This window comes from Mesorhizobium sp. M0500 (assembly GCF_040321165.1).
Lineage (GTDB): Bacteria > Pseudomonadota > Alphaproteobacteria > Rhizobiales > Rhizobiaceae > Mesorhizobium.
Genome location: NZ_JAMYRB010000008.1, coordinates 235,554 through 250,294, shown reverse-complemented (window position 1 = coordinate 250,294; position 14,741 = coordinate 235,554). Strand labels below are relative to the sequence as shown.

The following is a 14,741-nucleotide window of genomic DNA, read 5'->3' as shown; positions in this document are numbered from 1 at the left end:
AGCCTCTATCAATCCCGCGCGCCGCTGTCACGGCCCTTGCAATGGGCCAGTATCACTGTGCCCTCAGCACGCGGTCGGCCCAGGCGGCAAAATCCTCCATGATGATGTCTCGGTTGATCTCGTTCAGGCTTTCGTGGCGGGTTTTGGCGTAAACCTTTGAAACGAGATTCAAAAAACCCATCATGTGCATCCGGCCGGCAAGATGGCTGACCGCCTTGCCGCCGTCCGAGGCCGGATCTTGCTCGCCTCCGACCAGATTGACGAACAGGTCGCGCCGCACGCCGGAAAAATTGCGGTCGCTGCTGCAATGCAGCGTCATCATGACGATGTCCTGCCACATCGACACCGATGCGTCCCAGCCGCAAAGCGGGTCGGCGATGTATTTCTCGACTTCAGCGGCATCGCGCGACAGCCAGTCGAACGGCGTCCGGTGATTGGGCACCGCCTTGCCCCAGGCCCGGAACGTCAGCCGGGGCAGCAGGCGCGACGGCACGTCTGAGCCAAGCCGGAACTTTTCCCAACCAAGCATGGCCAACGCGATTTGGCCGAGCAGTCCGGCCGAGAAATTGCCGTTCCAGATCGCGGCGGCATGGATGCGCGCCGAGTGGCGGAGGACAAAGTTCAGCGCGACCGACGCGCCCAAGGAGTGACCGAAGACGATGACCGGCAGGCCCGGCTGTTCCCTGGCAATGAGATCATGGACGGCGGCGACATCGGCGATGACCTTGGCACCGCCATCCGCATCGGCGAACCTGCCAGGTGGCGCGTCGGGCGCCTTGGTGGCGCCGTGGCCACGGTGGTCGTGCGCGTAGACCTGATAGCCGCGCTCGCCAAGGAAATCGGCGAAACGGGCATAGCGCGCCGCGTGCTCGGCCAACCCGTGATTGACCTGGACAATGGCGCGCGGTTGGCCGATGGCGTGTTTCACATAAAGGTTGAGCTCGGCGCCGGTCGGCGATGCCAGCATCCTCTGCTTGTCAAATGGCATGTCTCGCTCCCGTCGGCGACTGTTGGGCGACGCAGCGATCGACGTCAAGGGACGTAGGGTACCCATTCGACGGTAGTTGACAGCATGCTGTCAATGTGATTACATGACAGCATACTGTCAAATGGTCAGCGGCAGATTGGGGGTATGACTATGAAAACCACCGGGGCCATTTCGCGGCGTGCAATCTTGCTGACGGGCTTCGCCTTCACGACGGTCACCCTGTTGTCAGGGATTGCTGCGTTCAGTCAGGAAACCAGGGAGATGGCCATGATGACGTCCACTGTTCCAGGCCCGCAAGGCCAGCTTGCCACTTATAGGATCAACGCCGGCAATGGCCTGCCGATCATGTTCCTGCATGGAGATTGCAGCCGCGCTTCCCACTGGAACCGGGTGATGCAGCTCTCCGTCGAAGGCCGCGAGGCGGTAGCCTTCGATTTTCGCGGTCATGGCGCCTCCGCGCCGGCGCAGGACGGTGACTATGGTTATGACGGTCGTGCAATGGATGTCGGTGCCGTGGCCGACGCGTTTGGCCTGAAGCGGTTTCTCATTGTCGCGCACAGCGGCGGCGGTGGCGTGGCGCTCGCTTATGCCGCCAGCCATGCCGACCGGGTCGCCGGTGTCTTGCTCGTCGACCCGGCGACCGATCCTCGTGCGCTGCCGCAGGCGATTCGTGACGGCTTTGTCCGCGATCTGGCCGGTCCGCAAGGCCGTGATGTCCTGAACGCCTATTACACGTCGATTGCCGGCCCTAACGCGGCTGTTCGCCAGCGTGTTCTGGCCGATGCGGCAGTGGTCGATCCGGCGGCGAGGGCAGGTGTCGGCAAGGCACTGGCCGAATGGAACCCGGAGCCGGCACTCGATGCGTATCGCGGGCCTATGTTCGTATTGGCTACCGAGGCCAGTGACACTCCAGCCGCGCTCTACCGGCTGCGCACGGACATTCCGCGCCAGATCGTGGCGGGCAGCGGCCATTGGGTGATGCTTGACAAGCCCGAGGTCGTAGCCGAAGCCGTTAATAATTTCGTCGCGACCATCGAGGCCGGCCAGAAATGACGACCAGGACCGAAGCGGCAAATGTGCTCACCGAACTGGTGCTTGCCGTGTTCAGGATGAACGGCAGTTTTCTGGATGCGGCCGACCGGCTGGCCGCTCCAACCGGGCTGACGGCAGCGCGCTGGCAGGTTTTGGGTGCAGTTTTGAAGGAGCCGAAATCTGTGGCCGACATCGCCCGCGACATGGGTCTCGCCCGTCAGAGTGTACAGCGGCTGGCCGACATACTGGCTGCGGAGGGGCTTGCCGCCTACGCCGACAACCCGGCGCATCGCCGCGCCAAGCTGTTGTCGATAACCGATGCCGGCCGGGCAGCGGTCAAGAATATCGGCACACGCCAGCATGTTTGGGCGAACCGCGTTTCGGAGGGTATGGACGCCGACGCGCTGAAAGCCTCGCTTGATCTGCTGCGCACCCTGACGGAACGGGTGGAGGCGGGCGGATCCTGATCGACCGCGCGGGAGCCGTCTCAATGCGCTGGCGATTGTTTTTACGGCCGGCGAAAGAAATCGTAATTCTGACATGTCGCAAGTTTCTAGCTTGCGGCGTGAATCACGAGGAGTGCCGGAATGCGGATTTGGGCGATATGGGGGGCGGTGTTTGTTGCGTTTGCTGGCGCAAGCGCGGCGCGGGCCGATGTGAAGATGACCGGCTCTTTCGTCGCCGATGCCGCCTGTCCGGCAACGCAGGCGATCAAGAACGGCAAGAATCCCGGCAATGTCTCGACCGCGGCTGGTCAGAGTTATGATCTGCTGGCCGGCAACAAGGACGCGCCCACGCACTATCTCATTCGCGTGCCGGGCGCCGATCCGGAGCGCCGCTGGGTTAAGATCAGCTGCGGTCGTGTTTCGGGCGGCAGCGCGTCGACGATGCCGGCTGCACCGGCGCCTGCCGAGCCGAACAAGCCATCGGCGTCCGGAAAGCCGGAATATGTCTTCGCGCTGAGCTGGCAGCCGGCTTTCTGCGAGACCAAATCCAGCAAGGCCGAATGCCGTGCGCAGACCGCCGCCGGTTTCGAGGCGACCCACTTCACCTTGCATGGGTTGTGGCCGCAGCCGAACGGAAATTTCTATTGCCAGGTCGCCGCAAGCGACAAGGCGAACGACGATCCGGCGCACTGGCGAGACTTGCCGCCGGTCACCCTTGACCCGAAAACGCGAGCGGAACTCGACCAGGTGATGCCGGGCACCGCATCCGCCCTCGAAAGGCATGAATGGATCAAGCACGGCACCTGCTACGGCAAGAGCCAGCAGGAGTATTTCTCCGTCGCTTTGAACCTGATGCGCGCGGTGAACGCGTCGCCGGTGCGCGATCTCTTCGCCAGGAACATCGGCAAGCAGCTCACGTCCGATCAGATCCGCAGCACCTTCGACAGTGCCTTCGGCAAAGGCGCGGGCGACCGGGTCCGCGTGTCCTGCGTGGTCGATCCTTCGAACGGCAGGCGGCTGATCGGCGAACTGACGCTCGGCCTGACCGGCCCGATCGCTTCGAACGCTTCGCTCGGTGCCCTGCTGCTTGCCTCGGCGCCGACAGCCAAGGCTGGCTGCCCGAAGGGCGCGGTCGATGCCGTCGGGTTGCAGTAAACAGGCCGTACGCGACTGTCGCTTTGCACCGGGGATGGTATGATCCCGGGGGCATCATTCATAGGGGGTGGCGATGAGTGGTATGACGGGCGGCGCGCTGGCGCGGCTGGCGTTCTGGGCCAAGGGCATGACGGCGATCCGCGACGGCCATATGGAGTGGCCGGGCTTTTCCTACACCGAAGTGGAGTGGGCGCGCATGACCACGCTCGCCAAACCCGTCGGCGGCGGCACCTACCAATTGTTCACGCTGGTCAACGCGGCGATCTTCATCGCCATTGCCGCGCTCGGGATATTCTGTGTCTTCCTGCCGCTGGCGGCGCTGCTGTTCCCGGTACCGGCCGAAACCAGTGCGATCAAGTTTTCGCTGCTCCTGGCGGCATGCGCCTTCCTGATCATCGGCATCGGCCTGCCGATTTCGCTGCGTCTTTCGACCACGCTGGTGGCGCCGAAGGCAATACGGGCCGCGCTTGTCGCCGTGCCCGGCGACCAGGCGCTTGCGGCAAAAGTGTCATGGCAGATCAACCGGATCACGCTCGTGCTCTGCGGCCTGCTGGTACCGGGCATTCTTCTGTTCATTGCCTACGACATCGAAGCCGGCCCGATTATTACCGCGTTGAAATGGCTGGCGATCGCGCTGATGGCGGTTTCGGTTGCGATCGGCGGATGGCAGCGGCGCAAACAATCCTGATTGAGCCAATCGCAGGCCTGGGCAGCGTTACGCGCCGGCGCTGCGCTCCGGCCTGGTCCATGTGTTGCGGGCGTCTGCTTCGTTGCCGCCCGGTTCGCCGACAACGCGATCGCGTCCCGTGGATTTGGCCTTGTAGAGACGCTGGTCGGCCAGCGCAAAGAGATCGGCAAGGCAACGGGTCGTCTCGCTGACCGTCGAGATGCCGGCGCTGACGGTAATGTCGAACCGGCTGGTGCTCGCGGACGTCTTGACCGCTTGCCTGACGGTTTCGCCCAGCAGTCTGGCGAGCGGCTGCGGACGCCAGCCGAGGATGGCGAATTCCTCACCGCCGATCCTGAACAATTGATCTTCGGTCCCGACAAGTTCGCCAAGCAAAATTGCCAGGGCTTTCAGCACCTTGTCTCCCTCGGCGTGGCCGAAGCGGTCGTTGATCGATTTGAAGTGGTCGACATCGATGATCAGCAGGCTGAGCGCCCTGGCGGTCCGCAGGCTGGCGGCGACGGCGGCCTCGCCATCGCTGTCGAAGCGCCCCCTGTGCAGGAGGCCGGTGAGGCCGTCGCGACCGACATGCTCGACCAGCGCCTCGTAGCGCTCGCGATAGGTCAGCGTGTCGAAAATGTCGGAAAGCCCGCGCGCCGCCGGCACCTGCCGCGCCTCGAACCACCTGATATAGCCGACCAGCATGGTGCTGTAGACCAGGGCCGCTGCCATCTTGGCGAACCAGCCGCCGAAGAACACCGCGACCGGCGCGCCGGTGACGAAATGCAGCGCCGTGAAAAAGCCTGCCTGGTCGAAGGTGAGCACGCAGGCGACGGAGACCAGGATGCGGGTGAAAAGCGCCTTGCGCAGATATTTGCCGAGCTTTTCATAGAGCAGAATGATCAGGATGGCGTCGACGAACAGCAGCGTCGTGCCCCACACCATCAGCCAGCCCATCTCGTCGATGAAGCCGATGTCGGGAAGCTTGCCGTCGGGCAGCGGTGCGATGTCGTGCAGGCGCAGGATCAGCACGAGCCCGATCATCAGGGCATTGCCGAGCAGCAGGCCATAAATCGGCTGCCGGACAGTTGCCGCGTCCTCCTTGATGTAGAGCAGGAGCAGCATGACCAGCTTGCCGGAAAACAGCACGGCCGAACCCGGCGATACCATGCCGAACGGCAGCGCGACGTAGAAGACGCTGGCGAGATAGGTTTCCAGGAAATGCATGACGCCAACGGCGCAAACAAAGACGCCGAGGCCGATGCGGCCCCGGAACCGGAAAAGCGTGACCATGATGCCGAAATAGAGAACCGCTTCGGCAAAAAGCAGGAAACTGTTCAACACGGCCCGATCTCTCTCCCCGAAATCGCGGCTGCCAGCGATTTCCCATCCAACATTGTTTGACGCGGAATGGTTAACCGGAGCTTTCGCCTGGGCGCCGGCACGAAATGAAGCGGCTAAGCGTTTGTGGGTGCGACCAAATCCGCTTGGGGCCAAAACTGTTTGCCGTTCGCGGCCGCATCGCTTACATAGCCCCCAACTTCCATTCAATCCGACATCAGTCGACTTTTCAGGGAAAGCGCGCGTGGCACGCCAGTTCATCTATCACATGGCCGGCCTCAACAAGGCCTACGGCACCAAGAAGGTGCTCGAGAACATTCATCTGTCCTTCTATCCGGACGCCAAGATCGGCATCCTCGGTCCCAACGGCGCCGGCAAGTCGACGATCCTCAAGATCATGGCCGGCATCGACAAGGAGTGGAGCGGCGAGGCCTGGCTGGCCGAGGGTGCTACCGTCGGTTACCTGGCGCAGGAGCCGGCGCTCGATCCGAACAAGAACGTGTTCGAAAACGTCATGGAAGGCGTCGCCGCCAAGACCGCCATCATCGAGCGCTACAACGAATTGATGATGAACTATTCCGACGAGACGGCGGACGAGTCGGCCAAGCTGCAGGACGAGATGGACCGGCTCAACCTCTGGGATCTCGAACAGCAGGTCGAGATGGCGATGGAGGCACTCGGCTGCCCGCCCAAGGAGGCCGATGTCACCAAGCTGTCGGGCGGCGAACGCCGTCGCGTCGCGCTTTGCCAGCTTTTGCTGCGCCAGCCCGACCTTCTGCTGCTCGACGAGCCGACCAACCATCTCGACGCCGAGACGACGGCGTGGCTGGAAAAGCATCTGCGGGCCTATCCGGGCGCGGTGATGATCATCACCCACGATCGCTACTTCCTCGACAATGTCACCGGCTGGATCCTCGAGCTCGATCGCGGCCGCGGTATCCCGTACGAAGGCAACTACACCAAATATCTCGAAGCCAAGGCCAAGCGGCTCAAGCAGGAAGGCCGCGAGGACGATGCGCGCCAGCGGGCGATCGGCCGCGAGCGCGAGTGGATCCAGTCCAGCCCGAAAGCCCGGCAGACCAAGTCGAAAGCCCGTATCCAGGCGTTCCAGGATCTGCTGGATGCAGCCGACAAGCGGCGTCCGAGCGACACCCAGATCGTCATTCCGCATGGCGAGCGGCTCGGCAATGTGGTGATCGAGGTCGAGGGCTTGTCGAAGGGCTTTGGCGACACGCTTTTGATCGACGATCTCGAATTCAAGCTGCCGCCCGGCGGCATCGTCGGCGTCATCGGCCCGAACGGCGCCGGCAAGACGACGCTGTTCCGCATGATCACCGGCCAGGAAAAGCCCGATGCCGGCACCATCCGCGTCGGCGAGACGGTCAAGCTCGGTTATGTCGACCAGAGCCGCGACGCGCTCGACCCGACCAAGACGGTCTGGGAAGAGATCTCGGGCGGCGCCGAAGTGGTCAAGCTCGGCAAGTTCGAAGCCAACACCCGCGCCTATTGCGCGTCGTTCAATTTCCGCGGCGGCGACCAGCAGCAGAAGGTCGGCAACCTGTCCGGCGGCCAGCGCAACCGCGTGCATCTGGCCAAGATGCTGAAGACCGGCGGCAATGTGCTGCTGCTCGACGAACCGACCAACGATCTCGATACCGAAACGCTGGCTGCACTTGAAGACGCGCTCGAGAGCTTCGCCGGCTGCGCCGTCATCATCTCGCACGATCGCATGTTCCTGGATCGCCTGGCGACGCACATCCTCGCCTTCGAGGGCGACAGCCACGTCGAATGGTTCGAAGGCAATTTCGAGGATTACGAGCAGGACAAGATCCGCCGCCTCGGCCCGGACGCGGTCAATCCGCACCGCATGACGTATAAGCGGCTGACGCGGTAAGACATTTACAGGGCGGCGAATTCTCAAATGATCTGAGGAACCAAGATGGCCGACTGGTCCGCCGCCCTCTACCTGAAATTCGAGGACGAGCGCACCCGCCCCGCGCGCGATCTCGTTGCGCAGGTGCCGGTGCCGGAACCACGCCGGGTGGTCGACATTGGCTGCGGGCCGGGCAATTCGACCGAATTGCTGGTCGAGCGCTGGCCGCAGGCGCAGATCAGCGGCTTCGATACCTCCCTCGACATGATCGAGAAGGCGAAGGCGCGCCTGCCCGGCGTCACCTTTGCCTTGGCGGATGCGGCGGCGTGGCAGCCGAACGAACCGGTCGACGTGATCTTTGCCAATGCGGTGTTTCAATGGCTGCCGGAGCATCCGGCGGTCTTCCAGCGGCTGATGGGATTTTTGGCGCCCGGCGGCGCGCTTGCCGTGCAGATGCCGGATAATATGGCCGAGCCTTCGCACCGGCTGATGCGGGAGACCGCGGCCGAGATGCCGTTTGCCGAAAAGCTCGAGCGCGCGGCCCGCGCGCCGCTGCCGCCGGTCGCGTTCTATTACGACCTTTTGTCGCCATTCTCGGATCGGCTCGATATCTGGCACACGATCTACAACCATCCGCTGGCCGATGCCGAGGCGATCGTCGAATGGGTGAAGTCGACGGGGCTGAAGCCGTTCCTCGATCCGCTCGACGAGAACGAGCGGCAGCTTTTCCTGAAGCGCTACACGGCCAGGATCAGCGAAGCCTATCCGAAAACGGCAAGCGGCAAGGTATTGCTGCGCTTTCCCCGTCTCTTCATCGTGGCGCGGCGTTCTGCTTAGAAGCTCTTAGCTACACCCAAAAACAGCCAGCAGCGGATGCTTGACCGGCTTTCGCCGTCATGCGCATCTCGCTGGGGCAGGGATAAGGCCCTTCATGGGCCATGGGGATGGATGATGACACTGAAAAAGATGGGTTTCGGCGGCAGCGTTTGTGCGGCCGCTGTGCTTGCCTTGTCTATATCGGCGGAGGCCAAGCGAGCGCGCTGCTTCACCAGCGACGACGGCTATTTCTCGTGCAGCTATCGGGCGCTGGACGATGCCGGCAGCTTTCGCATCTCGGCGCCGGGTTATCCGACCTACGTCCTGGAAATCGACGGACCGGGTTTTGCCTATGGCTATGTCAATCTCGGCCGCCGCAACGTGCCGCTGCCCGGGCAATTCGTGCGCAGCCGCGATGACGGTGCCTGCTGGAACAACCCGCAGACCAATACCAAGCTCTGCGCCTGGTAAAGACCCGTCCCAGGGACTTGATTTAAGCCGGCATAAACTGGCTAGGTGCAAAAGAGGTTGCGCCGAGCTTTTTGCGGCGTCGACATGAAGCCGCAACGCCTGCGCACGGGACGAACTGGAAATGCATCGCGTCATCATCAGCGGCATCGGCGTTGAAATCCCCGAAGCTTCGATCACCAATGAGGAACTCGTCGCCAGCTTCAACAGCTGGGTGGACATGGAGAACATCCGCCGCGAGGTCTCGGGCGAGCCGCTGGTACAGAAATCGGACAGTGCCTTCATCGTCCATGCCTCGGGCGTCCAGACCCGCCATGTCATCGAACGGGAAGGCATCCTCGACCCGACCCGCATGGCGCCGCGCTTCCCGGCGCGGCCCGACGATGCGCTGTCGCTGGAGGCCGAGTTCGGCATCGCTTCGGCCGGCAAGGCGCTCGATCATGCCGGGCTGAAGCCGGGGGATATCGACCTGGTGATCTGCTCGGCCTCGCACCATCAGCGGCCCTATCCGGCGATCGCCATCGAAATGCAGCAGGCGCTGGGGACGAAAGGCGCCGGCTTCGATATGGGGCTTGGCTGCTCTTCGGCAGCGGCGGCGTTGCACATCGCCGTCAATCTGGTGCGGGCAGGGGCGCACAAGCGCGTGCTGGTGACGACGCCGGAGATCATCACCGGGCATCTTAATTTTCGCGACCGGCAGACGCATTTCATCTTCGGCGACGCTTCCGTGTCGATGATCGTCGAAGGGCTTGCCCAGGGCGAGAAGCGGCCGGGGCGCTTCGAGGTGCTCGACACGCGCGCCTGGACGCAGATGTCGAACAGCATCCGCACCAATCTCGGTTACTTTACCCGCGCCACCCAGGACGATCCGTATATGATCGATCTGGAAGGCAATCTGATCAAGCAGATCGGCAACAAGGTGTTCAAGGAAGTCACCGTTGCCGGCCACAAATTCATCGTCGAATTCCTGGCCGAGCACGGGCTGACGCCGCAAGCGATCCGGCGCTTCTGGCTGCATCAGGCCAATGCGCGGATGAACGCCATGATCCTGAAACTGTCGTTCGGCCATGACGTCGACCACGACCGCGCGCCGATGGTGCTGGAGCGCCTCGGCAACACCGCCGCCGCCGGTGCCATCATCGCCCTGTCGGAGAACCATGCCGACATGAAGGCCGGCGACTACGGCCTGCTCTGCGCCTTCGGCGCCGGCTACTCGATCGGCGGCGCGCTATTGCGCATGCTTTAGATTTTGTTTTACGCATGTCGTTGTCCCAAAACCGCTGCACACTTTTGGGCGACATGCATTAGCTCGGCGCGAACGGCACCAGCATCGGAACGCGCCTGGCATAGTCGCATCAGCCGTCTTGATCGGAGCATCAGCGCTTTCGACTGGACCTGATGAGCTGACCGCGGCTAATTGCGCGTATCACGCGAGGCACGAACCCATGCTGGATCTTTTTCCCGAAGCCGAAACTCCGGTCGAGATCGTCCCGTCGCGAAAACTCGCCGCCAGGGTGGCAGCGCTTTACCTCGCACCGTTCGATCGTTTTGAGACACGAGCGGTGGATACGCTGCAACTCGGTTTCGACGGCATTGAAGGCGATTTCCATGCCGGCACGACGCGGCGCTCCGGCGGGCGGGAACCCTGGTATCCGCGCGGCACCGAGATGCGCAACGAGCGGCAATTGTCGATCGTGGCAGCGGACGAACTGGCAATCGTCGCCGAACGGATGGGCATCGCCGAGATCAAGCCGGAATGGATCGGCGCCAATCTCCTGATCGAAGGCCTGCCGCACCTCTCGATGCTGCCGACCGGCACGCAGCTGTTCTTCAAAGGCGGCGCGACCGTCAAGATCGACGCGCAGAACGGGCCTTGCCGGATCGCCGGCCGGTCGGTCGCCGAAAATGCCGGGATGCCCGACCATGAGGCCGGAGCGCTGCTGTTCCCGAAGGCGGCGAAGCGCTTGCGTGGGCTCGTCGCCTGGGTCGAGAAGCCCGGCACGATCGCGGCCGGCGAGGAGATTTCGGTACGCGTGCCGGAGCAGTGGATTTACCGGGCCTAGTTGTTTTCCAGGCAAGGCGGCATTGCCAGTCAAAGCCGCGTTCCTTCGTACCCCGCTATCCTGCAGGGCAGGGAGGCACTGTCCCTCGACCTCTGAGAACCTGGGTTCCTCGCCCACCGCGAAGCGGGGGAGAGGTGGCCGCGACGCGGCCGGAGAGGGGCCTTCGTAGAGCGCGGTTCCCCCTCTCCGTCTCGGCTTCGCCGAGCCACCTCTCCCCCACTTTCGTGGGGGCGAGGAACCCAAGCTGGAATGAAGCCGCGATGCCAACCTGAAGCGATTTCCCTAAAACACAGCAAGTTTGTTCTTGCTTTGTGCCGGCAGCTATGCTACTAATTTCGGTATGGTGCCAATTGGCTCCAACGACCCGCCCACCGAGGCGGGTTTTTTATTTCAAGCTTTGAAGGTTCCGGTGTTGCCGACCTGATGTTGGCGGGACAGCGCCCTGGACAGCACCCCCCTCTGGCCTGCCGGCCATCTCCTCAAGGGGGAGATTGGGTATCTTGTCTGCTTCCGCCAATCACCAACGTTGCAGGATTGGCGGCTAGGGCGAAGCTGCTGATCTCCCCCTGGAGGGGGAGATGGCCGGCAGGCCAGAGGGGGGCGCCGTAGAACTCGACGCGTGTGCCTGCCATTCTCTACGCCTCATCCTCATCGTCGAGCAGCCGGGTGGCGCGCCAGCGGGTCAGCACGATGTTGGTCTGTTCGATGACGAAGAAGCGCGCGGAATCGCGGTCATAGCCTTCGGCCAGCAGCTTTTCGTAGTCGGTGTGGGCGTGGCGAATATGCGCAATCGTCGCCAGCCATACGGCAATGCTCGGCGGCAAGCTCTTCATGTGCACGGCGCCGGCATCGGCACGGATATTTTCCATGTCGGCATAGGGCGCCAGCGGCAGGAGCGCTGTCAGCGCCTTGGCGATAGCGCGGCGGCGGCCGGTCGGCGCGCTCACTGCTCATCCCATCTGGGGGGCTCGCCCGATCTGGACGACTCGTCCCGCCCGGACATGGTCGCCTCGGCGAAGGCATCGGTCGAGGCGAAATAAGGCTTGATGTCGATGACCGGCGTGCCGTCGAGCACGTCGATGGCATCGAGATCGACGCGGCCGGTGTCGATGTCGACGCCAACCAGCCTGGCGACATGCAGCCCAATTGGGTTCGGCCGGGCAGGGGAGCGCAGCGAAAAGACGCCTTTCGGCTCCGTGGCATGGCGGGGTTTCTGGACAATCAGTTGCCGCGGCGCATGGTGCAGCCAGGACAGGATGATCACGTGGCTGGCGCGTTCCAGCCCAAGCAGGCCGTCCCGATAGAGCGGATCGATCGTGAGAACCGCCGGCTGTCCCGTCTCCCGCGCTGCCTTCATGTTCTTGGGGCAGGTCTCCCGCGTGACCCAAGGCGAAGCGATGCGGCCGATGAAGACGACATTGCCATCCGGCGGCATCGTTGCCGGGTCGGTTTCCAGAAGCTTTTCGCCGCTGCGCGTTTCGAACATGGTTCTCGCCCCGATCATGCGTCCGTTTTTGCGCGATCCGCCACGCATGCGTCATTTTCTTGTCCGGAAGCGACATAGCGCTTGCAAGCCTATCCAAACCGACATAAACATATGTTTATATCTTTTCAAAGAGAATGCTCGCATGCATGTCGCTCTCGACACGATGGTAGATACATTGAAGGCGGCGGCGGAATCCAGCCGGCTGCGCATATTGGCGCTGCTGTCGCGCGGCGATCTGACCGTTTCAGATCTCACCGAAATCCTTGGCCAGTCGCAGCCGCGCGTCTCGCGCCATTTGAAATTGCTGCTGGAGGCCGGGCTGATCGGCCGCTACCAGGAGGGCTCGTGGGCGTTCTTCCGGCTATCGGATTCCGACGCGTCGCGCGATTTCGTGCTCAGGCTGGTCTCCGGCATCCGCGGCGCCGATCCGCAGGTCGAGCGTGATCTCGAACGGCTGGCCGCGGTCAAGCGCAAGCGGCAGGACCGGGCTGCCGAATATTTCTCGGTAAACGCCGCAAGCTGGGACCATATCCGCTCGCTGCATGTGCCGGATCGCGCGGTCGAAGCAGCTCTCATCAAGCTCGTCGGCAAGCGGCCGTTCCAGTCGATGCTCGATCTCGGCACCGGCACCGGACGGCTGCTCGAGATCTTTTCGCCGCTCTATCGGCGCGGTGTCGGCATCGACATGTCGCGCGAGATGCTGACGGTGGCGCGCGCCAATCTCGACAAGGCCGGCGTTTCGAATGCGCAAGTGCGCCAGGGTGACATTTTTGCGCCACCGGTCGAACGCGACGCCTTTGATCTCGTTACCATCCATCAGGTGCTGCATTATCTCGACGATCCCGCCCGCGCCATCCGCGAGGCGGCGCGTCTGTTGCGCCCGGCCGGCCGGCTGGTGATCGTCGATTTCGCGCCGCACGCGCTGGAGTTCTTGCGCGAGGAGCACGCGCATATGCGTCTCGGCTTTTCCGACCGGCAGATTGGCGACTGGTTTACCGAGGCCGGCCTCGACCTTGAGGACAGCCAGGAATTCGAGCCGCGCGGCGGCAACGAGGCCAAGCTCACCGTCAAACTCTGGCTCGGCCGCGATCGGCGCATGCTGATTGCCGAGCCTTCCAACGACAGACAACCGGCCAATGCGTATCCGATAGGGGAAACCGCCTGATGAACCAGTTCCGCTTCTCCCGCCGCCCCGACATCGGCGACAAGGTCAGGGTTTCGTTCGAGTTCTTTCCGCCGAAAAACGATGAGATGGAAGCAAGGCTGTGGGACACGGTCACCCGGCTTGAGCCGCTCAAGCCGAAATTCGTCTCGGTCACCTATGGCGCCGGTGGTTCGACCCGCGAGCGGACGGCCCGCACCGTCAAGCGCATCCTCAATGAAACGACGCTGACGCCGGCAGCGCACATGACTTGCGTCGATGCGGCGCGTCACGAGGTCGATGCGGTGATCCGGGAGTTCGCCGATATGGGCGTCAAGCGTTTCGTCGCTCTGCGCGGCGATCCGGCCGAGGGCGTCGGCGCGGCCTACCGGCCGCATCCGGAAGGCTATGCCAATGGCGCCGAACTGGTTGATGCGCTGAAGGGCGCCGGCGATTTCGACATATCGGTCTCGGCCTATCCGGAAAAGCATCCGGAAAGCCCGGATTTCGCCACCGACTTCGACATGCTGAAGCGCAAGGCCGACAACGGCGCGACGCGGGCGATCACCCAGTTCTTCTTCGACAACGATCTCTATGAGCGCTATGTCGAGCGGGCACGGCGGGCCGGCATCTACATACCGATCGTGCCGGGCATATTGCCGGTGCACAATTTCACCCAGGTCGCCAACTTCTCGGCGCGGTGCGGCGCCTTGGTGCCGGCATGGCTGGCCGAGCGTTTCGATGGGCTGCAGAACGATCCGCAAACGCATGCGCTGGTGGCATCTGCCGTGGCGGCCGAGCAGGTGCTGGACCTTGTCGAGCGCGGCGTCGGCGATTTCCACTTCTACACGATGAACCGGGCCGATCTGGTCTTTGCCATTTGCCACATGATCGGCATCAGGTCGCACGAAGTCGAGGCGGCGGGATCAGCCGCGGCGTAAGGCGGCAGGCACTTTTTGAAATGTCAAAGATCGGGGGAATGCAAAAGGGCCGGGCAAAATGCCCGGCCTTTTCAATGGTTTGGAATATTCTGTGCTGGTCTTCCCCCGCTCAGCGGCCTTATGGAAGGACGCCCATAATGAGGGCGCCGATGAATGCAAACGCAGCACAAATCATCAATGCGTTGATCGGCCTCGTCAGTCCCATGTCATAGCCTCCTCTTAAAGAGCTATGGCGAGAGTCTAGGGTCATTTGTGCCACAGGCAAGCAGAAACTTTGCTGCAATGCGACGAGATTGTGGAATTTGCGACCTGCCGTTTGCCGTT

15 protein-coding genes are annotated in these 14,741 nt (G+C 63.0%); 11 read left to right on the top strand and 4 right to left on the bottom strand.

What is annotated here, in order from left to right:
- Positions 1 to 52: 52 nt before the first annotated feature.
- On the bottom strand, positions 53 to 988 hold the full coding sequence (locus tag NKI70_RS17770; RefSeq protein WP_352700631.1) for an alpha/beta fold hydrolase: 936 nt from the start codon (positions 986 to 988) through the stop codon (positions 53 to 55).
- 267 nt (positions 989 to 1,255) lie between these two features.
- Between NKI70_RS17770 and NKI70_RS17765 the strand changes: the two genes are divergently transcribed.
- The 4 genes from NKI70_RS17765 (at position 1,256) to NKI70_RS17750 (ending at position 4,309) form a co-directional block, all read left to right on the top strand.
- Positions 1,256 to 2,041 carry an alpha/beta fold hydrolase gene (locus NKI70_RS17765; protein ID WP_352700632.1) on the top strand — a complete coding sequence of 262 codons (786 nt, stop codon included), beginning with the start codon at positions 1,256 to 1,258 and terminating at the stop codon, positions 2,039 to 2,041.
- On the top strand, positions 2,038 to 2,487 hold the full coding sequence (locus tag NKI70_RS17760; protein ID WP_023675882.1) for a MarR family winged helix-turn-helix transcriptional regulator: 450 nt from the start codon (positions 2,038 to 2,040) through the stop codon (positions 2,485 to 2,487). The genes NKI70_RS17765 and NKI70_RS17760 overlap by 4 nt, the downstream gene beginning before the upstream one ends.
- 120 nt (positions 2,488 to 2,607) lie before the next feature.
- The gene (locus NKI70_RS17755) at positions 2,608 to 3,621 is read left to right on the top strand and encodes a ribonuclease T2 family protein (protein WP_352700633.1); all 1,014 of its coding nucleotides are present in this window, start codon (positions 2,608 to 2,610) and stop codon (positions 3,619 to 3,621) included.
- Between the two features lie 73 nt (positions 3,622 to 3,694).
- Entirely contained in the window at positions 3,695 to 4,309 is a 615-nt protein-coding gene (locus NKI70_RS17750) for a hypothetical protein (protein WP_352700634.1), read from the top strand.
- Between the two features lie 27 nt (positions 4,310 to 4,336).
- On the opposite strand, the gene NKI70_RS17745 is transcribed toward NKI70_RS17750, so the two are convergent.
- Positions 4,337 to 5,632, bottom strand: coding sequence for a GGDEF domain-containing protein (locus NKI70_RS17745; protein WP_352700635.1), 1,296 nt, complete (start codon positions 5,630 to 5,632; stop codon positions 4,337 to 4,339).
- Positions 5,633 to 5,873: 241 nt separating this feature from the next.
- Here NKI70_RS17745 and ettA point away from each other — a divergent pair, with 241 nt between their 5' ends.
- The 5 genes from ettA to NKI70_RS17720 all read left to right on the top strand — a co-directional run bounded on the left by ettA (position 5,874) and on the right by NKI70_RS17720 (position 10,849).
- On the top strand, positions 5,874 to 7,523 hold the full coding sequence (ettA, locus tag NKI70_RS17740) for an energy-dependent translational throttle protein EttA (RefSeq protein WP_292659428.1): 1,650 nt from the start codon (positions 5,874 to 5,876) through the stop codon (positions 7,521 to 7,523).
- Positions 7,524 to 7,568: 45 nt separating this feature from the next.
- Positions 7,569 to 8,339 carry a trans-aconitate 2-methyltransferase gene (gene tam / locus NKI70_RS17735; RefSeq protein WP_352637259.1) on the top strand — a complete coding sequence of 257 codons (771 nt, stop codon included), beginning with the start codon at positions 7,569 to 7,571 and terminating at the stop codon, positions 8,337 to 8,339.
- A gap of 114 nt (positions 8,340 to 8,453) precedes the next feature.
- Positions 8,454 to 8,789: a hypothetical protein gene (locus tag NKI70_RS17730; protein WP_023675887.1), complete on the top strand. Its 336-nt coding sequence runs from the start codon at positions 8,454 to 8,456 to the stop codon at positions 8,787 to 8,789.
- A 121-nt stretch (positions 8,790 to 8,910) separates the two neighbouring features.
- Entirely contained in the window at positions 8,911 to 10,032 is a 1,122-nt protein-coding gene (locus NKI70_RS17725) for a beta-ketoacyl-ACP synthase III (RefSeq protein ID WP_023675888.1), read from the top strand.
- Between the two features lie 199 nt (positions 10,033 to 10,231).
- Positions 10,232 to 10,849: an MOSC domain-containing protein gene (locus tag NKI70_RS17720; RefSeq protein WP_352465185.1), complete on the top strand. Its 618-nt coding sequence runs from the start codon at positions 10,232 to 10,234 to the stop codon at positions 10,847 to 10,849.
- A 635-nt stretch (positions 10,850 to 11,484) separates the two neighbouring features.
- Here the strand turns inward: NKI70_RS17720 and NKI70_RS17715 are convergent.
- Both NKI70_RS17715 and tsaA read right to left on the bottom strand, forming a co-directional pair.
- Complete coding sequence (locus NKI70_RS17715; RefSeq protein WP_023676798.1) at positions 11,485 to 11,796, bottom strand: DUF2293 domain-containing protein; 312 nt, start codon at positions 11,794 to 11,796, stop codon at positions 11,485 to 11,487.
- A complete protein-coding gene (gene tsaA, locus NKI70_RS17710) occupies positions 11,793 to 12,335 on the bottom strand; it encodes a tRNA (N6-threonylcarbamoyladenosine(37)-N6)-methyltransferase TrmO (protein WP_352699221.1) in 543 nt (180 codons plus the stop codon). The genes NKI70_RS17715 and tsaA overlap by 4 nt, the downstream gene beginning before the upstream one ends.
- 142 nt (positions 12,336 to 12,477) lie before the next feature.
- Here tsaA and NKI70_RS17705 point away from each other — a divergent pair, with 142 nt between their 5' ends.
- Positions 12,478 to 13,500 carry an ArsR/SmtB family transcription factor gene (locus tag NKI70_RS17705; protein WP_352699222.1) on the top strand — a complete coding sequence of 341 codons (1,023 nt, stop codon included), beginning with the start codon at positions 12,478 to 12,480 and terminating at the stop codon, positions 13,498 to 13,500.
- On the top strand, positions 13,500 to 14,417 hold the full coding sequence (metF, locus tag NKI70_RS17700; RefSeq protein WP_023676795.1) for a methylenetetrahydrofolate reductase [NAD(P)H]: 918 nt from the start codon (positions 13,500 to 13,502) through the stop codon (positions 14,415 to 14,417). The genes NKI70_RS17705 and metF overlap by 1 nt, the downstream gene beginning before the upstream one ends.
- Positions 14,418 to 14,741 lie beyond the last annotated feature (324 nt).